At 57.6% G+C, this 19,448-nt stretch carries 19 protein-coding genes and 4 tRNA genes; 8 read left to right on the plus strand and 15 right to left on the minus strand.

Going from position 1 to position 19,448, the window contains the following annotated elements; all coding sequences use genetic code 11:
* The first annotated feature begins 120 nt into the window (after positions 1 to 120).
* Positions 121 to 3,015 (plus strand): ribonucleoside-diphosphate reductase subunit alpha, encoded by a 2,895-nt coding sequence (locus LVW35_RS21925; RefSeq protein WP_233892009.1) that lies wholly within the window; start codon positions 121 to 123, stop codon positions 3,013 to 3,015.
* Between the two features lie 98 nt (positions 3,016 to 3,113).
* Here the strand turns inward: LVW35_RS21925 and LVW35_RS21930 are convergent, their stop codons facing one another.
* The 7 genes from LVW35_RS21930 to LVW35_RS21960 all read right to left on the minus strand — a co-directional run bounded on the left by LVW35_RS21930 (position 3,114) and on the right by LVW35_RS21960 (position 9,477).
* On the minus strand, positions 3,114 to 4,172 hold the full coding sequence (locus LVW35_RS21930; protein ID WP_233892010.1) for a hypothetical protein: 1,059 nt from the start codon (positions 4,170 to 4,172) through the stop codon (positions 3,114 to 3,116).
* A gap of 244 nt (positions 4,173 to 4,416) precedes the next feature.
* Positions 4,417 to 5,733 carry a flagellar hook protein FlgE gene (gene flgE / locus LVW35_RS21935; protein WP_233892011.1) on the minus strand — a complete coding sequence of 439 codons (1,317 nt, stop codon included), beginning with the start codon at positions 5,731 to 5,733 and terminating at the stop codon, positions 4,417 to 4,419.
* Positions 5,734 to 5,764: 31 nt separating this feature from the next.
* Positions 5,765 to 6,493: a flagellar hook assembly protein FlgD gene (gene flgD / locus LVW35_RS21940; RefSeq protein ID WP_233892012.1), complete on the minus strand. Its 729-nt coding sequence runs from the start codon at positions 6,491 to 6,493 to the stop codon at positions 5,765 to 5,767.
* 16 nt (positions 6,494 to 6,509) lie between these two features.
* Positions 6,510 to 6,953: a flagellar basal body rod protein FlgC gene (gene flgC, locus LVW35_RS21945; RefSeq protein ID WP_233892013.1), complete on the minus strand. Its 444-nt coding sequence runs from the start codon at positions 6,951 to 6,953 to the stop codon at positions 6,510 to 6,512.
* A 3-nt stretch (positions 6,954 to 6,956) separates the two neighbouring features.
* Entirely contained in the window at positions 6,957 to 7,364 is a 408-nt protein-coding gene (gene flgB, locus LVW35_RS21950; protein WP_003175633.1) for a flagellar basal body rod protein FlgB, read from the minus strand.
* Between the two features lie 310 nt (positions 7,365 to 7,674).
* Positions 7,675 to 8,502: a CheR family methyltransferase gene (gene cheR / locus LVW35_RS21955; protein WP_233892014.1), complete on the minus strand. Its 828-nt coding sequence runs from the start codon at positions 8,500 to 8,502 to the stop codon at positions 7,675 to 7,677.
* A gap of 42 nt (positions 8,503 to 8,544) precedes the next feature.
* A complete protein-coding gene (locus tag LVW35_RS21960) occupies positions 8,545 to 9,477 on the minus strand; it encodes a chemotaxis protein CheV (RefSeq protein ID WP_233892015.1) in 933 nt (310 codons plus the stop codon).
* Positions 9,478 to 9,558: 81 nt separating this feature from the next.
* Between LVW35_RS21960 and flgA the strand changes: the two genes are divergently transcribed.
* The 4 genes from flgA (at position 9,559) to LVW35_RS21980 (ending at position 12,153) form a co-directional block, all read left to right on the plus strand.
* A complete protein-coding gene (flgA, locus tag LVW35_RS21965; RefSeq protein ID WP_233892016.1) occupies positions 9,559 to 10,323 on the plus strand; it encodes a flagellar basal body P-ring formation chaperone FlgA in 765 nt (254 codons plus the stop codon).
* Positions 10,324 to 10,464: 141 nt separating this feature from the next.
* Positions 10,465 to 10,788: a flagellar biosynthesis anti-sigma factor FlgM gene (gene flgM / locus LVW35_RS21970; RefSeq protein ID WP_233892017.1), complete on the plus strand. Its 324-nt coding sequence runs from the start codon at positions 10,465 to 10,467 to the stop codon at positions 10,786 to 10,788.
* Positions 10,789 to 10,836: 48 nt separating this feature from the next.
* Positions 10,837 to 11,307, plus strand: a complete 471-nt coding sequence (locus LVW35_RS21975; protein ID WP_233892018.1) for a flagella synthesis protein FlgN — start codon at positions 10,837 to 10,839, stop codon at positions 11,305 to 11,307.
* 96 nt (positions 11,308 to 11,403) lie between these two features.
* Positions 11,404 to 12,153, plus strand: coding sequence for a flagellar brake protein (locus LVW35_RS21980; RefSeq protein ID WP_233892019.1), 750 nt, complete (start codon positions 11,404 to 11,406; stop codon positions 12,151 to 12,153).
* 59 nt (positions 12,154 to 12,212) lie between these two features.
* Here the strand turns inward: LVW35_RS21980 and LVW35_RS21985 are convergent, their stop codons facing one another.
* Together LVW35_RS21985 and LVW35_RS21990 are read right to left on the minus strand one after the other, a co-directional pair.
* Complete coding sequence (locus tag LVW35_RS21985) at positions 12,213 to 13,595, minus strand: MFS transporter (RefSeq protein WP_233892020.1); 1,383 nt, start codon at positions 13,593 to 13,595, stop codon at positions 12,213 to 12,215.
* 269 nt (positions 13,596 to 13,864) lie between these two features.
* A tRNA-Arg gene (locus tag LVW35_RS21990) sits at positions 13,865 to 13,941 on the minus strand.
* Positions 13,942 to 14,267: 326 nt separating this feature from the next.
* On the opposite strand from LVW35_RS21990, the gene LVW35_RS21995 reads away from it, so the two are divergent.
* From LVW35_RS21995 to LVW35_RS22005, 3 genes are all read left to right on the plus strand, one after another.
* Positions 14,268 to 14,495 (plus strand): hypothetical protein, encoded by a 228-nt coding sequence (locus tag LVW35_RS21995; RefSeq protein ID WP_233892021.1) that lies wholly within the window; start codon positions 14,268 to 14,270, stop codon positions 14,493 to 14,495.
* A gap of 10 nt (positions 14,496 to 14,505) precedes the next feature.
* On the plus strand, positions 14,506 to 14,685 hold the full coding sequence (locus LVW35_RS22000; protein WP_233892022.1) for a PA3371 family protein: 180 nt from the start codon (positions 14,506 to 14,508) through the stop codon (positions 14,683 to 14,685).
* 379 nt (positions 14,686 to 15,064) lie between these two features.
* Entirely contained in the window at positions 15,065 to 15,391 is a 327-nt protein-coding gene (locus LVW35_RS22005) for an Arc family DNA-binding protein (RefSeq protein WP_003175643.1), read from the plus strand.
* Positions 15,392 to 15,493: 102 nt separating this feature from the next.
* On the opposite strand, the gene mgtE is transcribed toward LVW35_RS22005, so the two are convergent.
* The 6 genes from mgtE to LVW35_RS22035 form a co-directional block, all read right to left on the minus strand.
* Positions 15,494 to 16,936: a magnesium transporter gene (mgtE, locus tag LVW35_RS22010; protein WP_233892023.1), complete on the minus strand. Its 1,443-nt coding sequence runs from the start codon at positions 16,934 to 16,936 to the stop codon at positions 15,494 to 15,496.
* Positions 16,937 to 17,276: 340 nt separating this feature from the next.
* Positions 17,277 to 17,353: transfer RNA gene (locus tag LVW35_RS22015), tRNA-Arg, on the minus strand.
* Positions 17,354 to 17,425: 72 nt separating this feature from the next.
* Positions 17,426 to 17,502, minus strand: a tRNA-Arg gene (locus LVW35_RS22020).
* Positions 17,503 to 17,610: 108 nt separating this feature from the next.
* Positions 17,611 to 17,701: transfer RNA gene (locus LVW35_RS22025), tRNA-Ser, on the minus strand.
* A gap of 62 nt (positions 17,702 to 17,763) precedes the next feature.
* Positions 17,764 to 18,006, minus strand: a complete 243-nt coding sequence (gene csrA, locus LVW35_RS22030) for a carbon storage regulator CsrA (protein ID WP_233892024.1) — start codon at positions 18,004 to 18,006, stop codon at positions 17,764 to 17,766.
* Positions 18,007 to 18,178: 172 nt separating this feature from the next.
* Positions 18,179 to 19,420 carry an aspartate kinase gene (locus LVW35_RS22035; RefSeq protein WP_010208327.1) on the minus strand — a complete coding sequence of 414 codons (1,242 nt, stop codon included), beginning with the start codon at positions 19,418 to 19,420 and terminating at the stop codon, positions 18,179 to 18,181.
* Positions 19,421 to 19,448 lie beyond the last annotated feature (28 nt).

Below are 19,448 nucleotides of genomic sequence, written 5' to 3' on the forward strand. Positions count from 1 at the left end.
TAGACCAAACCGCTCACGCGGATGGCAGCTGTTTCCCATTCCCGATATGGAAAACGGTACGGGTGTTGCAGGAAGAGCCTGGCACTCGCAATCAAATATAGAACGTGGAGACAACCCCCCATGCAAACCGACACAACTCGCGAGAACCCGCAGGGCTCCGTGCCGCAGGCCGCTGATTCGAACCTGGATCTGTCCGCCACCGCACCCGGCCAATTGCGTGTGATCAAGCGTAACGGCACTGTCGTTCCTTACACCGATGACAAAATCACCGTCGCCATCACCAAAGCGTTTCTTGCAGTTGAAGGCGGCACCGCTGCCGCTTCGTCGCGCATCCACGACACCGTTGCCCGCCTGACCGAACAAGTGACTGCGACCTTCAAGCGTCGCATGCCTTCGGGCGGCACCATCCATATCGAAGAAATCCAGGACCAGGTCGAACTGGCCCTGATGCGTGCCGGCGAGCAGAAAGTTGCCCGCGACTACGTGATCTACCGTGATTCGCGCGCCAAGGAACGTGCCGTGCGCTCCCCGGCCGAAGAAGCCGCCGTCCAGGCTCACCCGTCGATCCGTATCACCCTGGCTGACGGCAGCTTTGCACCGCTGGACCTGGGCCGCCTGAACACCATCATTACCGAGGCCTGCGAAGGCCTGGAAGAAGTCGACGGTGACCTGATCCAGCGCGAAACCCTGAAGAACCTGTACGACGGTGTAGCCCTGACCGACGTCAACACCGCCCTGGTGATGACTGCCCGTACCCTGGTTGAACGCGAGCCGAACTACTCGTTCGTGACCGCGCGCCTGCTGATGGACACCCTGCGCGCCGAAGGCCTGGGCTTCCTGAAGGTTGCCGACAGCGCCACCCACCACGAGATGGCTGACCTGTACGCCAAGGCCCTGCCGGCCTACATCGCCAAGGGTATCGAATTCGAATTGCTGAACCCGGTCCTGGCTACCTTCGACCTGGAAAAACTCGGCAAGGCGATCAACCACGAGCGCGATCAGCAGTTCACCTACCTGGGCCTGCAAACCCTGTACGACCGTTACTTCATCCACAAGGACGGTATCCGCTTCGAACTGCCGCAAGTGTTCTTCATGCGCGTGGCCATGGGCCTGGCGATCGAAGAGAAGCACAAAGAAGATCGTGCCATCGAGTTCTACAACCTGCTGTCGTCCTTCGACTACATGTCGTCGACCCCGACCCTGTTCAACGCCGGCACCCTGCGTCCACAGTTGTCGAGCTGCTACCTGACGACCGTGCCGGATGACCTGTCGGGCATCTACCACGCGATCCACGACAACGCCATGTTGTCCAAATTCGCCGGAGGCCTGGGCAACGACTGGACGCCGGTACGTGCACTGGGTTCGTACATCAAGGGCACCAACGGCAAGTCGCAAGGCGTTGTTCCGTTCCTGAAAGTGGTGAACGACACCGCCGTTGCCGTGAACCAGGGCGGCAAGCGCAAAGGCGCTGTGTGTGCCTACCTGGAAACCTGGCACATGGACATCGAAGAGTTCATCGAGCTGCGCAAAAACACCGGTGATGACCGTCGTCGTACCCACGACATGAACACCGCCAACTGGATCCCTGACCTGTTCATGAAGCGCGTCTTCGATGACGGCAAGTGGACCCTGTTCTCGCCCTCCGAAGTGCCGGACCTGCACGACCTGACCGGTAAAGCCTTCGAAGAGCGCTACGAGTACTACGAAGCCCTTACCGAGTACCCAGGCAAGGTCAAGCTGTTCAAGACCATCCAGGCCAAAGACCTGTGGCGCAAAATGCTGTCCATGCTGTTCGAAACCGGCCACCCATGGTTGACCTTCAAGGACCCGTGCAACCTGCGTAGCCCGCAGCAGCACGTGGGTGTGGTCCACAGCTCGAACCTGTGCACCGAGATCACCTTGAACACCAACAAGGACGAGATTGCCGTTTGCAACCTCGGCTCGATCAACCTGCCGAACCACATCGTCAATGGCAAGCTGGACACCGCCAAGCTGGAGCGCACCGTCAACACCGCCGTTCGCATGCTCGATAACGTGATCGACATCAACTACTACTCGGTGCCACAGGCGCAGAACTCCAACTTCAAGCACCGTCCGGTTGGCTTGGGCATCATGGGCTTCCAGGACGCTCTGTACCTGCAGCACATTCCTTACGGTTCGGATGCTGCGGTCGAGTTCGCCGACAAATCCATGGAAGCGGTCAGCTACTATGCGATCCAGGCTTCCTGCGACCTGGCCGACGAGCGCGGCGCCTACGAGACGTTCCACGGTTCGCTGTGGTCCAAAGGCATCCTGCCGCTGGATTCGCAACAGATCCTGATCGAAGCCCGTGGCCAGAAGTACATCGACGTTGACCTGAACGAAACCCTGGACTGGGCGCCGGTGCGTGCCCGTGTGCAGAAAGGCATTCGTAACTCCAACATCATGGCCATCGCACCGACCGCCACCATCGCCAACATCACGGGCGTATCGCAGTCGATCGAACCGACCTACCAGAACCTGTATGTGAAATCGAACCTGTCGGGCGAATTCACCGTGATCAACCCGTACCTGGTTCGCGACCTGAAAGCCCGTGGCCTGTGGGACTCGGTCATGATCAACGACCTGAAGTACTACGACGGTTCCGTGCAGCAGATCGAGCGTATCCCGCAAGAACTCAAAGAGCTCTATGCGACCGCGTTCGAAGTGGACACCAAGTGGATCGTTGACGCCGCCAGCCGTCGTCAGAAGTGGATCGACCAGGCCCAGTCCCTGAACCTCTACATCGCCGGCGCTTCGGGCAAGAAGCTGGACGTGACCTACCGCATGGCGTGGTACCGTGGCCTGAAAACCACTTACTACCTCCGTGCCCTGGCCGCGACCAGCACCGAGAAGTCGACCATCAACACCGGTAAGCTGAACGCGGTTTCCAGTGGTAACCATGGCGATGACTCAGTGCTTGCAGCGCCAGCCGGCCCGGCGCCAGTGCCAAAAGCCTGCGCGATCGATGAGCCGGATTGCGAAGCCTGCCAGTAAGCTGAGACCACCTTGGGTTTAACCCAAGGTTGAAAGCCCCCGATAGACCTATGGTGTATCGGGGGCTTTCTTTTGCCGGGAAACAACCCGCATTCAACCTAAAACAACACCGTCGCTATACCCGATCGAGGCACGCCGCCGCGCCGGCCCCACAATTCAATTCGGCCGTTGATCACCGCCATCGAATGGCCGCCATACTCCACCGTACCCACCTTGCTTCTTCTCAAATCAGCATCTGTCGCCGGCCTGTAATGCCCCCTCAAGCCCAAACGGTCCAGCCCTTCACGCGCGAACTCACCATTATTGAGGCTGTTCATTGCCGCCTGAAAACTACGTCCGGCGGTACCGTCGTTGTTTTCCATCTGCGCCCGCTTGGCGCTCGCGGCATACATGAAATTGGCGTACGTCATCATCGTGGGGTCATCCCCCCTGAAGCGCGCGTGAGTGGCGGCCTGCCTCAGCTCATCCTTGGTCAAGGAAAGCTTGAATCCGTCTCGCATCGTCACTTCATAGCCGTTGCTCGTTTCCTTAACCTCCTTGAACACATCGGTAGGTTTCTGGCCGAAATGCATCATTGCGGCTTTTATCGCCGAAACGGTAATACAGTTTCCGTCGGGGCCCTGGCTGAAGCCGCTCCAGATATTGTCCGGTTTTTGACCTGGGTTACTATTGTCAGGTTTGTAATTGAAATAGTGGGCCCCCTCGGTAATGGGCTTGTTGCTCATGGCGTCGGAGGGACCAAAGTCTTGCGGATTGACTCTTGCTCCGCCCCCTCCTCCGCCCCCACCTGGAGAGGGTGCAGGAGAGGGAGGCGCCGGAGAGGGCTCATCAGAAAACAAGTCCGGAAACAGTGCCTTCAACCACGCCCACCAGGCGTCAGCCCTTTCTTTCTTCAGCTCCTCGAGGATCGTCTTGAATTCCTCGTCGCCGAGCTCCTCTCGTATGTTATTGAGCTTGTCACGCAGATCCCGAACGGTCTGGCTCTTCGACGTTTTCTGGGCATCCTCCAGCTCTTTCAAAAGTTGCGTAACAACTTGCGTGCTGGAAACAGCATCGCCCTGGCGCGCCTCCTTGCGCGTAACTATTCCGAAATTCTGATCCGCGTTGTAAGGCCTCCATCTCGTCTCGGGGCTGCCCCACCACGATGTATCTGCCATAGCATTTTCTCCACCGAGTTCCTGATGAACACCCGCTTTTGCAAGGGGGTGAACACTCAGAAACGTGCTTTTATCTGGATGACATCTCGGTGTTGAGGTGGTGAAAAAGAGGGCAGCCGTTCCAAGAACAGAGGGGGAATCGCGTTACTGTCTTTGCCAATCACAAAGGCCAGCACCGAAACAACAGGCAATAAAAAACCCCTCGAAAGAGGGGTTTCGGGTGAAGCGAGCTACGCAGTAAGCATCAAGTCATCTGAATGATGGTCTGCATGATGGTGCTCTGGGTAGAAATGGTCTTGGCGTTTGCCTGGTAGTTGCTCTGGGCCTTGATCAGGTCGACCAGCTCGTTGGTCAGGTTGACGTTGGAGTTCTCCAGGGAGTTGGCCACGATCGATCCCAGGGTGCCGGCTTGTGGAGTGTCATAACCTGGCTGGCCCGAGGCGAAGGTTTCTCTCCAGGTGGTACCACCAGAAGGCTGTAGGCCTTGTTCGTTGTTGAAGCTGGCCAGGGAGATCTGGCCGATGGCCTTGCTCTGCTGGTTGCTGAACGTGGCGAACAGTACGCCGCTGCCATCGATTTTCAGGCCGGTGATCTGGCCGGTGGCGTAGCCATCGGTGACCGGTGGGTTACGATACGTGGCCGAGTTGTACTGGGTGATGTTGGCCATGTTGACAGCGATACCGGTAGGGTTCGCATCAGCACCGTTTTTCTTCCACACACCATCGGTCACGGTACCCGGTACCCAACCGGTAATGGTCAGCGTCTTATTGGACTCAGTACCGGTCACGACACTGGTGAGCTTGCCGGCACCATCAAAGGTCAAGGTTGATGGCACTGGGGCCTTCACATCTGCACCTGTACCGAAAGGTGGCGAACCGTCCGGGTTGCGACCGTCAATCAGCGTGTAGGCATTCCACTTGTTGCCGTCGGTCTTCACCAGGTACTGCACCATCGGGTGCGCATTGCCCTGGGAGTCATACAAGGTGGTGCTGTACTGGGTGGTGAAGGTGCTGGTATCGCCCGGGTTGAACGGCTTCGCCACCTGGTCGATCACCGGCTCCGAGGAGTTCAGGTTACTGGTGGAGTCCACTTTGGTGGACGCCTTGGGCGGCAGGTTCGACAGGTTCAGTTGCAGGTCGGTCAGGCCGCCCTTGATGATCTTGCCGTCAGCATCCGCCGCGTAGCCTTGCAAACGCGAGGTTCCGGTGTTGTTGGTGATATAGCCGTCTTTGTCGGCACGGAAGGCACCGCTACGGGTGTACTCCAGCGACCCATCGCTGCCCTTCTGCACGAAGAAACCACCGCCCTGGATCGCCATGTCCAGAATGCCGCCGCTGCCGTTCACGTCACCTTGGGTGAACTGCTGGGACACAGCCGCCAGGTTCACGCCATTGCCGATGCTATTCTGGCCGGTGCCCAACTTGGAGGCGGCATAGATGTCCGCGAATTCCGCACGGGACGACTTGAAGCCCGTGGTTGCGACGTTGGCGATGTTGTTGCCGGTCACGTCCAGTTGTTTGTTGGCCGCATAGAGACCGCTAAGGCCGATATTAAAAGACATATTTCTCTCCCTCTGCCGTATTTAGCCGGCTCTATGTACCGATAGTCTGAATTTGTGACAGCTTGACGCTGCCCATGCCGCCCGCCAGGTTCAGCAGCATTTCGCCGCCGGTCTTGCTCAAGGTCACGCTCGTGACCGTGGCCGGCAGCGAAGTGGCCAGGGCAACGGCGTCGCCTTTGTCATTCTTGGTGGTGGCATTGAAGGTGTAGGTGCCCGCAGGAGCGACCTCGCCCTTGTCGTTCTTGCCATCCCAGATAAAGCTCTGGCTGCCAGCACTCTGGGCGCCCATTTCGATGGTGCGGACCAGGTTGCCATCTTTGTCGGTGACCTTGACGGTAACGTTGCCTGTGGCCGCTGTGACATCCACCGAACCGGTCATGCTCTTGCTGGTATCAACCATGGCCTTGTCGGTCTGGATGATGATCGAGCGCCCTACCAACGACGACGCCTGCAGCGCTTGCGACGAGCTGAAGTTGCTGGAGATCGCATTCACCGAGTCGTTCAGGGTGTTGATGCCTTCCAGACTGCTGAACTGCGCCAGCTGGGCCACGAACGCGCCGTTGTCTTGCGGCGACAGCGGGTTCTGGTTTTTCAGCTGGGTGACCAGCAGTTGCAGGAACGCATCCTTGCCCAGCGCTTGTTTGCCGGTCGCGGCCTTGGACGCGTCGCCCAGGCTGCTGGCGTTGTCTGTCGCGGTCTTGACCTTGGAATTGAAAAGGTCCTGGACTGGCGTGTTGTTACTCGTATCAACAATGGCCATTAGTTGGCGCCCCTTATCACTGACCCAGGGTCAGGACCTTCTGCATCATGGCTTTGGCGGTGTTCATCATTTCCGCGTTGGTCTGGAACGAGCGGCTGGCGGAAATCATGTCGGCCATTTCCTCGACCACGTTGACGTTGGGGTAGTAGACATAACCCTTTTCGTTCGCGGCGGGATGGTTGGGCTCGTAGCGGGCTTCGAGGTTGCTCTGGTCTTCGACCACACCGAGCACCTGCACGCCGGAGCCAGCGGCGCCCTGGTCCTGGAACAACGAATCGCTGCCGCCCGCCTGGCCGCCCTGGAACATGGTGGCGAACACCGGATGACGGGCGCGGTAGGTCTGGTCAATGCTCGAAGACACGGTCTCGGCGTTGGCGATGTTACTGGCGACGGTGTTCAAACGCGTGGTCTGCGCGCTCATGCCACTGCCGGCAATATTGAAAACACTGGACAGGGACATGGCTTACTCTCCACGCAGGGCTGACATCAGCCCTTTGAATTTGCTGTTAAGCAGGGTGAAGCTGGCTTGAAAGTTCACCGAGTTCTCGGCGTAGGCCGATTGCTCCAGCTGCGCGTCGACGGTGTTCTGATCGATCGACGGCTGCATTGGCGTGCGATACAACAGCGACTCGTCACCACTGCTCAGGCCTTGCGCTTCGATATGACGGCTGTTGGTCATGTTCAAGGCGAAGGTGCCGTTCTTGGTCTTGTCTTGCTGTGCGGCGAGCACGGCGGAGAAGTCCAGGTCCCGAGCCTTGTAGTTCGGGGTGTCGGCGTTGGCAATGTTGTTGGCCAGGACTTCGGCACGCTGGGCGCGGAAGCCCAGGGCTTGTTCGTGGATACCGAGCGCTTTATCGAAGCTGATGCTCATGGTGGAAACCTTCAAGGGCTGACCTGCTTTTCGTTAACTGGGTTATAGCAAGGTGTGTGCCAGTTTGCGCTGAGCCCGTATTTAAAGGGCCTGAGGGGAGATTGCCGGGTGGCAATGCCAGAAAAGCGGCAAGCGGTTTCCGCGTGACGCCAGTAAAGCGGCAATAGACGTTGCCGCTTTCGAAAGGATTGCCGCAAAACAAATGTGGGAGCGGGCTTGCTCGCGAATGCGGTGGGTCAGTCACCTTATCAGTGACTGACATTGCGCTTTCGCGAGCAAGCCCACTCCCACATTTTTGACTGCGTACGGCTTATTTGGCCTGGTAGATGATCCCCGGGCTGCACTGCACCATCTGGAAATGGTCCGGCAGACCGTTGAGCGCTTCAGAGGCGCCGAGGAACAGATAACCACCGCGCTTGAGCGTGCCATGAATGCGCAGCAGGATGTCTTTCTTCACTTCGGCCGAGAAGTAGATCAGCACGTTGCGGCAGAACACCATGTCGAACTTGCCCAGGCTGGCGTAGCTATCGAGCAGATTGAACGAGCGGAATTCCACGCGGTTCTTGATCGGCGCCTTGACCGCCCAGCGTCCCGCCCCTTTCGGGTCGAAGTAACGCTGCAGGCGTTCCTGGGACAAACCACGGCCCAGGGCCAGGCTGTCGTACTCGCCAGTCTTGCAGTTGGTGAGCATGGTGCCGGACAGGTCGGTGGCCACGATTTGCGCGCCGGCCTTCAACTGGCCCATGTTGGTCCGCTCGAACTCATCAATGGACATCGAGATCGAGTAGGGTTCCTGCCCCGAAGAGCAGGCGGCCGACCAAATGCGCAGGCGCTGGCCCGGGCTGGCCTTGATGGCCTCCGGCAGCACTTTGTTTTTGAGTACTTCAAAGGGGTAGGTGTCACGAAACCACAGGGTTTCGTTGGTGGTCATGGCATCGACCACCATCTCCTTGAGCCCGCTGCGCGGCTGCCCCTGGATGCGCTGGACCAGCTCACCCAACGACTTGATGCCCTGCTGTTCCATCAGTTTGTTGAGACGGCTGGATACCAGGTACTGCTTGTTTTCACCGAGCAATATGCCACAGGCTTTTTCCAGGAAGACCCGGAACTGTTCGAAATCCAAATTACCCGTAGACACTGATACCGCCTCTAAAATCGTATGACCGCCAAGGAAAACACCTTAGCCGTGATCTGCTGCCTTGATCCGGTCGACAACCCGGGATGCCAGGTCATCAGGACGGAATTTCGCCAAAAAGTCATCCGCACCGACCTTCTTGACCATCGCCTGGTTGAATACACCCGACAACGAAGTATGCAGGATGATATGCAATTTTTGCATGCGTGGATCGTTGCGTATCTCAGCCGTGAGGGTGTAGCCGTCCATTTCCGGCATCTCGATGTCAGAGATCATCATCAAGAATTCTTCTTCCGGCTTTTTGCCGTCGTCCACCAGCTTGCGCAGGTAATCCAGCGCCTGGCGACCGTCATTGAGGGCTACCACTTCCACACCAACGGTTTGCAGACAGCGGGTCACCTGTTTACGCGCCACCGAGGAGTCGTCCACCGTCAGCACGCGCAGGGACACGGCCTTGTGCGCGGTTTCGGCGTCCACCACACCCACGGAAATCGATTCCGAGGTCGGCGCCACTTCGGCGAGGATTTTCTCCACGTCGATGATCTCCACCAACTGGTTATCCACGCGCGTCACCGCCGTGAGGTAGTGATCGCGACCGGTGCCCTTGGGCGGCGGATGGATCTCCTCCCAGTTCATGTTGACGATGCGTTCCACCGAGCGCACCAGGAAACCCTGGGTCTTGGTGTTGTACTCGGTAATGATGACGAACGGGCTCTGGCGGTCCTGCAAACCCGCCGAACCGGTGGCCAAGGCCAGGTCAAGAATCGGGATCGTCGCGCCACGGATGTTGGCAACGCCACACACCACCGGGCTGGACTTGGGCATGATCGTCAGCTTGGGACATTGCAGCACTTCCCGCACCTTGAACACGTTGATGCCATACAGCTGCTTGCCATCCAGGCGAAAAAGCAACAACTCCAGGCGATTCTGCCCTACCAGCTGTGTACGCTGGTTTACTGAATCCATTACTCCTGCCATGCCCAGACTCCTACGCTTAAACCTTTGAGGGTGCGACGCGCACCCGACACTAAACGGCACGGCCTTTGCTATTTATTGGTCATGGATATTAAAACGACAGTTTCCCGACGCCCCATCCTGACCCGGTATTGCAGATTGCTCTGCGCTCCGTTGGCGTTGCTTGCCTTGGGCCTGGGCGCCACGGCCCGCGCAGACAACGTCACCTTGCCTGATCTACTTATCGGCGTCACCCAGGGCTTTCTTGAGTTCACTGTAGAAGATTATCTGGCGACCACCCAGACACCGGGGCGTTATGAAATCCAGGTCAACCAGTTGGACCCACGTCTGCGCATGCCAATGTGCGACAAGGAATTGACAGCCAGCCTGGAAAGCCCAGCCCAGCCCATCGGCCGCGTGACGGTCAAGGTGCGCTGCGACGGCGCCTCGCCCTGGACCGTGTTTGTGCCGGCCCAGGTCAAACTGTTCCGTGATGTGGTGGTGGTGGCTCGCCCACTCAAACGCACCGGGGTCATCGGTTTCGAGGATGTGGTGTTGCGCGAACGCGACATCAGCATGATCAGCCAGGGCTACCTGACATCCCTGGACCAGGCCATCGGGCAAAAACTGACCCGACCAGTGGTCACTGACCAAGTCATCACCCTAGTGCATCTGGAGCAAGCCGAGGTGATTCGCAAGGGCGACCAAGTGGTGATTTCCGCCAGCAGCGGTGCGCTGCAGGTAAAGATGCCAGGGGAAGCCCTGTCCAACGGCGGCATGAGCGAGCAGATACGCGTGAAGAATCTCAACTCCAACCGGGTGATCAAGGCGCGGGTCACCGCACCCGGTCAAGTGGAGGTGGCGTTATAGATCACTGGTATCGGGCGCGCGCTTTTCCTACACTGTCGGTTGAATGCTGGCCTGTAGGTTTTATTGTCAATCGAGCCTAAAGTTTGTCCGGGTATGGCCGAAAACATGGCAAGCGTCCAAATACCCAGAGGTTTTTTGATCATGGTCATCGATTTCAGTCGTTTAAATAACACCCCGGCCACGTCGGCCCCTACGCGCGCTACTGGCACCAAAGACAGCGTAGAAGCCAAGGCCCAGCCACTGCCTGCCAAGGCAGAACAGGCCAGCGCCAGCCAGAGCGGGGAATCCGTACACCTGAGCAATGAGGCTCAACAGTTGCAGAAGGTCACTGACTCGCTGCGCGATCAACCGGTGGTCAATAAAGCCCGCGTGGCCGAATTGAAACAGGCAATCGCCGATGGCAGCTATAAAGTCGACAGCAACCGTGTAGCCAGCAAGCTGCTTAATTTCGAAGCCGAGCGCTAGGCACAGGCCTGCGCCGGGCTTTTGGACGCTTAAACCCCAAGGCCAGCCATGCATCACGACGAAAATCTGCTTCAACTGATCATTGATGATCTAGCGCCGACGCAACAGTTGCTCGAGCTGCTCAGGGAAGAAAACCTGGCCCTTTACGGCCGCGACATGCCTCTGCTGGAAGAAATTCTGGCACGCAAGCAGTCGCTGATCGTCCTGCTGGAACAGCACGGCAAAAAACGCAGCCAGATCCTCACCAGCCTGGGCCTGCCGGCCGACCATGATGGGCTCGCGCAGCTGGCCAGCCACTCCTCGGTCGGCGATCAACTACTGGCCCAGAGCAAAGAACTCAACCAATTGCTCACCCAGTGCCAGGAAGCCAACCAGCTCAACGGTCAGTCGATCCAGCTTCAGCAAGCCACGACCGCCAACCAGTTGCGCATACTTCACGGCGGAGAGCCTCCGGCGCTTTACAACGCTCAGGGCTCCACCTCGCGCCTGGTCAAGCCAAGCACCCGCAGCCAAGCCTGACGCCGGTTTACAGCGCGGCCTATCCAAGGCGCGCCACATACTGGCAGAATGCCTGCTCTTGCGTGTAGTCGTATTTTGTCTGGAGATGGAAGAACCGTGTTCAACGCCCTTAATGCGGAAGATGCCCCGCAGCCACCCAAGGTCCTCACCACGCCTCTGGAAATCGCCAGCACCTTGCGGATGCTGCAAGACAGCCATGACCCGCTGATCATCACCTTCCATGAACGTAGCCAGCGCTTCCAGAGCTATCTGGTGGATGTCAATCGCGACAGCGGCACGCTGGCCCTGGATGAAATGATCCCCCGTGACGGCGAGCGCCACCTGGAAAACGGTGAGCCTTTCCGCATCGAAGGCTTCCACGACGGCGTGCGTGTTGCGTGGGAAAGCAATGGCGGCATGAGCATCAGCGAAAAAGACGGCCACCGCATCTACACCGGCAGCCTGCCTGGCGAAGTGGTCTACCACCAGCGCCGCAACGCCTTCCGCGCCGCCCTGAAGCTGGCTCAATTGGTCAATATCGAACTGGGTGGCGAGAAGCTCAAGGCGCCGGCCAGCGGTAAGCTGCTGGATATTTCCGCTACAGGCTGCAAATTGCGCTTTGAAGGGGACATCTCCGAGCGCCTGCAACTGGGCCAGGTTTACGATCGCTTTATTGCCGCCCTGCCTTTTGGCAGCATGACCACCTCGGTCGAACTGCGTTACCTGCACTTCGAAGAGAAGATCAATACCACCTTCGCCGGCGTGCGCTTCCACAATATGAGTGGTTTGGTGCAGCGCCAGGTCGAGCGCTTTGTGTACCAACTGCAACGAGAAGCACGGCGCTTCGATAAAGACGACGATTTTTAAACTTTAAACGTCGCTATAAAAAACGGGCAGATCCTGATGGGATCTGCCCGTTTTTACATTCAGGGACGCGCCCTGCTCAAATCGTGAGGGTGCTCATCCGGTCCCACAGGTTCAGGTGGCCCCTCAAAGAGCGGCTCGTCTTCCTCTGGGCCCGGCTCAACTTCCGGCTCCGGCTCTGGGGCGGTTTGCATTTGCTCCTGCACCACCGCCTCGTCCACCCGCGGATCAAGCGCCGCTACCAACGGCGAGCTGGACATGCTGTCGGGCATCGCCACGTGGTGCAGAGGCGCATCGTCCACTTGATGCAGATTGGTCACCGCTTTCGGCCGGATGCGCCACACCAGGATCAACGCGCACAGGCTGAAAAACGCATACAGCATCTGGCTGCCGAACAGCTTCATCACCACACCGGCGAGCAACGGTCCGACACTGGCGCCGACGCCGTATGTCACCAGCAGCATGGCGGTGAGCGACACACGGCGGTCACCTTCCACATGGTCGTTGGAGAACGCCACCGCCAGCGGATAAAGACAGAACTGCACCAGGGAACACAAGAACCCCGCCACGAACAACACTTCCAGCGGCACCTTGGTCAGTATCGCCAACGGCAACGCCGCCACTGCCAAACACAGCGCAAAGCAACGAATCAACAGCGCACGATCGTAGCGGTCTGACAACCACCCCAATGGCCACTGCACCACCAATCCCGCAAAAATACAGCTACCCATGAACAGACCCACCTGCTCGGTGGTCAGCCCCTGCTGAGAGGCATACAGCGGCGCCAGACCGTAGAACGAGCCCACGATCAACCCCGCCCCCAGCACGGTACTCAGCGACTGCGGCACGCGCTTGATAAAAAAGCGCGGCTCCATCGGTGCGGGATGCAACGGCGCCGGGTGAATTCGCCGCGTCATGGCCACCGGCACCAGGCACAGGGCAAAACACAGCGCGACCAGCATGAGCAACTCAAGACCCAATTGAGGATGCATGACCAGAATCAGTTGACCGAGCACCAGGCCCAGGTAGGACGCGATCATGTAGCCACTGAACACCACGCCACGCTGCCTGGCGTCGGCCTGCTCATTAAGCCAGCTTTCGATGACCATGTACTGGCACATCATGCCCAGGCCCACGATCACCCGGAGAACGATCCAGGCCGGTAGCCAATCGATCAGGCCGTGGCCCAACACCGCCGCGCCAACGATCCCGGCGCAGGTCGCATAGGCACGGATATGCCCGACCCGGGCAATCAGGCGGTGCCCGATCTTGCCACCCAGCACCAGACCAAAATAGTTGGCTGCCATCAACGCACCCACCCACAGGCTGTCGACATGGTCAGCCGCCAGGCGCAGAGCCAGGTAAGTACTGAGCAGGCCGGAGCCGATCAGCATCATCAAGGAGGCGAAATAAAGGGCTCGAAAAGATTTCCAGATCTGGCGCATCGGCGTTCCGAGCGGCTCCTTGCGGTAAGAGACAGGGCTATCGGCATGATAGTCCGGGGTGGCCGGGTCCGGACAGGCGGTATGCGCTGTTTCCGGGGATTATTTTGCTTACGGACTCAGACGCTGTCCGGTGGCTTGCGGGATACACGGATTGCGATAAATACCCTCTGCAGGGGGTGTGAACCCAGAACCCCGGCAAGGTTCGACCCATCTTCGGAAAACGCCCACAAAAAAGCCCCGCCAGACGGATCTGTGCGGGGCTTTGAATCTGGTGTCCCAGGGCCGGTTCGAACGGCCAACCTTCCCCTTAGGAGGGGGATGCTCTATCCAATTGAGCTACTGGGACAAATGACAGCCGCTGCGCTGATGGCGTGGCGACGGACGGCGTGCATGTTAACGGCCAAGGTGGATTTTGTCATGTCGTCCGTGGGCTTTTTGAGTGTAGGCCGATACCTACCCTATTAATTGTGCTTTCACCCCCGCAAACACAGGCCCGCAGGGCCATCGTGCAAAATGCACCCTCCCAAAACGCCATCATTGCAAATTGCAACCTTTAAGCCGTTCAAAGTAGCCACAACCCATTGATTTTATTGAACTAATAGGTTGGCACGACACCTGCAATACTTCTCCTACAAACCCAATAAGCCACGGCGTTAAGCGGAGAACATGACCATGAACAGTGCCCTTCTGTTAGCCCTCAACACCGTAGCCCTGGCTGCATTTCTGATGTTTCACTTTCAATCGACTGGCAGCAACGATCCCGCACAGATCAGCCAGGCCGTGCCCCATCACTTGCAACAACGCCCGCAACTGGCAGTGATGACACCCAACGCTCAAGCCCCTATACGCCTGACCCAAGACACTCAGTCCGCACCGGCTTCTGAACACTGGGTTTTCTGAGGAACCTCTGATGAACAAATTTGCCTGGCTGTTTTTATGCCTGACCGCAATAACAGGCATTCTGGGCCTGGGCGCCGAATCTCACGATGGCCAGACCAGCGCATTTATCGCCAGCGGCGTGTTCGCCAGCCTGTTGCTGCTCACCCTGATCATGGGTCGACGCATCAAGTTCGATCCGGTCCTGCGCTAACCTCCTCCCCTACCTTATGTCGCCTCACCCTCGCTAATCGGCAAATTGCCACTAGTCTTAAAATTAAGGGCAAAAGGCCACTTTGCTATAGCATGAGCGGCTGTAAACCCTGTGGTGACCTGGACTTACAGGAAGTTCCCTCGCAGCTTCACGCGTGGAAAAGTTTTCCAACCAGTCCGCAAAAATGCAAATCAGTGCTGGCATAAAGCCTTTAGGCAGTTCAATATTTGTCACAGAATTGACGCCAAGGAAATGTCAAATCTGAGGCATGATGCGGCCTCTTTGCAATTCAGGTTGAACTTTGGTCGTGAGCCTTGTCTTAACACTCATCTTGCGGCCAATTCCAAAAACCGCTCCCCTGAACTAACCGGTTAAATATATGCGCCCATTGAAACAGGCAATTTATTCCAGCCGTACGGCTGACAAGTTCGTCGTACGTCTGCCAGACGGAATGCGGGAACGCATTGCCGAGGTGGCTCGCAATCATCACCGCAGCATGAACTCCGAAATCATCGCGCGCCTGGAACAAAGCCTCATTCAGGAAGGTGCGTTGGGCGACGAGTTGAGCATGCGCCTGGACAGCCCCGAGCTGTCGCTGCATGAACGCGAACTGCTGCAGCGTTTTCGTCAGCTCTCCCACCGCCAGCAAAATGCTCTCGTCTCGCTTATCGCGCACGACGTTGAGGCGGCCGCAGAAGCCAATTGAGTTACAACTGAAAGCCGAAGCCAGCCCTGTGCTGGCTTTTTTTTGCATGAAATTCGGGAAGAAGATTTGAGACGGGGACAGATTTGCCCCCGCAGAATGGAATTAGAGCAGGAAGATTGTGGCCAGCCCCAGGAAGATGAAAAAGCCACCACTGTCGGTCATGGCCGTGATCATCACGCTGGCGCCCATCGCAGGGTCGCGCCCAAGCCGCGCCAGGGTCATCGGAATCAATACCCCCATCAGCGCCGCGAGTAGCAGGTTGAGGGTCATGGCGGCAGTCATCACTACGCCAAGCGACCAACTGCCATACAGCAAGTAGGCCACCACGCCGATCACTCCACCCCACACCAGACCGTTAATCAGGCCCACCGCCAGCTCTTTACGCAGCAGGCGCGACGAGTTCGCCGTGCTCACCTGGTCCAGCGCCATGGCACGCACAATCATGGTAATCGTCTGGTTACCCGAGTTACCGCCGATCCCGGCGACAATCGGCATCAGTGCCGCGAGTGCCACCAGCTTCTCGATCGACCCCTCAAACAATCCAATAACGCGCGACGCGATAAAAGCGGTGATCAAGTTTACCGCCAGCCACGCCCAACGGTTATGCAGTGAACGCCACACCGAGGCAAAAATGTCTTCCTCTTCACGCAAACCTGCCATGTTGAGGACTTCGGTCTCACTCTCTTCACGAATCAAGTCGACCATTTCATCAATGGTCAAGCGACCAATCAACTTGCCGTTCTTGTCCACAACCGGCGCCGAGATCAAATCGTAACGCTCAAACGCCTGAGCAGCTTCGTACGCGTCTTCATCCGGATGGAAACTCACTGTGTCGCTGGCCATCAGGTCCGCAACTTTCTTGTCCGGATCATTAACCAGCAGCCGCTTGATCGGCAGCACACCCTTGAGAATGCCTTCGTAATCGACCACAAACAGCTTGTCGGTATGACCCGGCAACTCTTTGAGGCGGCGCAGGTAGCGCAACACCACTTCCAGGCTGACATCTTCGCGGATGGTGACCATCTCGAAGTCCATCAGCGCGCCGACCTGATCCTCGTCGTAGGAAAGCGCAGAGCGCACACGCTCACGCTGCTGAGTATCCAGCGCCTCCATCAGCTCATGGACAACATCACGAGGGAGCTCAGGAGCCAGGTCAGCCAGCTCGTCGGCGTCCATCTCTTTGGCCGCAGCCAGGAGCTCATGATCGTCCATGTCGGCAATCAGAGTTTCACGGACCGAGTCGGACACTTCGAGCAGGATGTCACCGTCGCGGTCGGCCTTGACCAACTGCCAGAGAGTCAGTCGATCATCCAGCGGCAAGGCTTCAAGAATGTAGGCGACGTCGGCGGAGTGCAGGTCGTCGAGCTTGCGTTGCAACTCAACGAGGTTTTGCCGATGAACCAGGTTTTCGACCAGGTTATTGTTCGGGCCATCCTGGCGATGCGTAAGGTCTTCGACCACACGCTGGCGCTGCAGCAGCTCGATGACTTGAGCCAGACGATCCTGCAGGCTTTCTTGTGTTTTCTTTACTTCTACTTCGGTCATAGGCGAACTCCACTCCCAGCAGCGGGGCACGCCGGAAGGATCAATCAGTCAATTCATGATTGGTAAAACGGGGTACTGAGTTACTACTGGGTAAGTCCATGGAGGTATTCCACAAGCCCCGGCGGGGCTGACGGGCGCAATGATACACCGCCCGGCCACTTTAAACGTCAAAAAACTGGAAAGAACAAGTGCTTGCGAGCCAAAGCTGAGTATTGGCCGCATCTATGAACTGCGACGACGCAGTGGAGGAGGAAAACACATGGAGGCCAGAGAAAAAGAAAAAATCCTACACAAATTCCAGACGGCAAAAAGCCCGCACTAGGCGGGCTTTTTGTTTGTATGGTGCACTCGACAGGATTCGAACCTGTGACCGCTCGGTTCGTAGCCGAGTACTCTATCCAGCTGAGCTACGAGTGCAGGTTGTGTTTTTAGACCAGATCACAACTGGTTGTAACCGAATCACCTGCATTGCTGCAACTGACTCTTAAATGGTGCACTCGACAGGATTCGAACCTGTGACCGCTCGGTTCGTAGCCGAGTACTCTATCCAGCTGAGCTACGAGTGCATTTGTTGCCGCGCATTATAGGCCGTTCAATCTCTATGTAAAGCTATTTTTTCGTTAACTTTCAACAAGTTAGCGAGAAAACCAGATTGCAACGTACTAAGCAAATAATGGCGGAGAACGGGGGATTCGAACCCCCGACACCCTTTTGAGGTGTACTCCCTTAGCAGGGGAGCGCCTTCGGCCACTCGGCCAGCTCTCCGCAACACGGGGCGTATATTAACCACGTTCATCCCCGTTTGCAAACATAAAAAACGATAAAAATTAAAGGCTTGGTTCTTCGTCGCTTTCTTCGTGCTGCTGTTGGCGCCCCTGCTGATCTTTCTCTTTCTCTTTCTCCTTTTCTTTGCTGATCCGCTGGAAGATCTCCTCACGATGGACCGCTACCTCTTTCGGAGCGTTAACCCCGATACGTACTTGATTGCCTTTGACGCCGAGCACGGTCACGGTGATTTCGCCATCACCAATAATCAGGCTTTCTGCGCAACGACGAGTCAGAATCAGCATACCTTTCTCCTCACGCATTTCAGTTCAGGAACAACAGTCTGCAAAAAAGGCCCTCGACCTATAACCCAGAGGCCATAGCCCTACCCGCCTAAGTATTGTCGAGCGCGCGCAAAAGAACATGCGCTCTACAAAAAAGGAAAGGCGCGGTAACCCGCGCCTTCCTGGCACTGCATCACTCGCCCTGTCGGGCCGGAGCGTCCAGCTCAAAAGCGGTATGCAAAGCGCGTACAGCCAGTTCCAGGTACTTCTCTTCGATCACCACCGAGACTTTGATTTCCGAGGTGGAGATCATCTGGATGTTGATGCTTTCCTTGGCCAGGGCCTCGAACATGCGGCTGGCAACGCCGGCATGGGAACGCATGCCCACACCCACGATCGACACCTTGGCAATTTTGGTATCGCCGACCACTTCACGGGCGCCGATTTCCTTCGCAGTGTTCTGCAGGATCCGCTCCGCCGCATCGTACTCATTGCGATGCACAGTGAAGGTGAAATCGGTGGTGTTATCGTGCGAAACGTTCTGCACGATCATGTCGACTTCAATGTTCGCACCGCTGATCGGTCCCAGGATCTTGAACGCCACGCCCGGGGTGTCTGGCACGCCACGGATAGTCAGCTTGGCTTCATCACGGTTGAAAGCGATACCGGAAATGATCGGCTGTTCCATGGATTCCTCTTCATCAATAGTAATGAGGGTGCCCGGACCCTCTTTGAAGCTGTGCAATACGCGCAGCGGAACGTTGTACTTGCCGGCGAATTCCACCGCGCGGATCTGCAACACCTTGGAACCGAGGCTGGCCATTTCCAGCATCTCTTCAAAGGTGATCTTGTCCAGGCGCTGGGCCACGGACACCACACGCGGGTCAGTGGTATAGACACCATCCACATCGGTGTAGATCTGGCATTCATCGGCCTTGAGCGCCGCTGCCAGCGCCACGCCGGTGGTGTCCGAACCACCACGCCCGAGGGTGGTGATGTTGCCCTGCTCGTCCACACCCTGGAAGCCTGCTACAACTACCACGCGGCCGGCCTTCAGATCCGTACGAATTTTCTGATCATCGATCTGCAGGATGCGCGCCTTGGTATGCGCACTATCCGTGAGGATGCGCACCTGACTGCCAGTGTAGGACACCGCCGGCACACCGCGCTTGTTCAGGGCCATGGCCAGCAAGGCGATGGTCACCTGCTCGCCCGTGGACACGATCACATCCAGCTCGCGCGGCAGCGGCTGTTGATCACCACTGATTGCCTTGGCCAGATCGATCAGGCGATTGGTCTCGCCGCTCATGGCCGACAACACCACCACCAAGTCGTCGCCGGCGTCGCGGAATTTCTTAACCTTGTCGGCGACCTGCTCGATTCTTTCGACAGAGCCGACCGAGGTGCCTCCAAATTTCTGTACGATCAAAGCCATTTCTAAGCCGCCTCAGCCCGTAAAGGGG

Source organism: Pseudomonas sp. HN11 (assembly GCF_021390155.1).
GTDB lineage: Bacteria > Pseudomonadota > Gammaproteobacteria > Pseudomonadales > Pseudomonadaceae > Aquipseudomonas.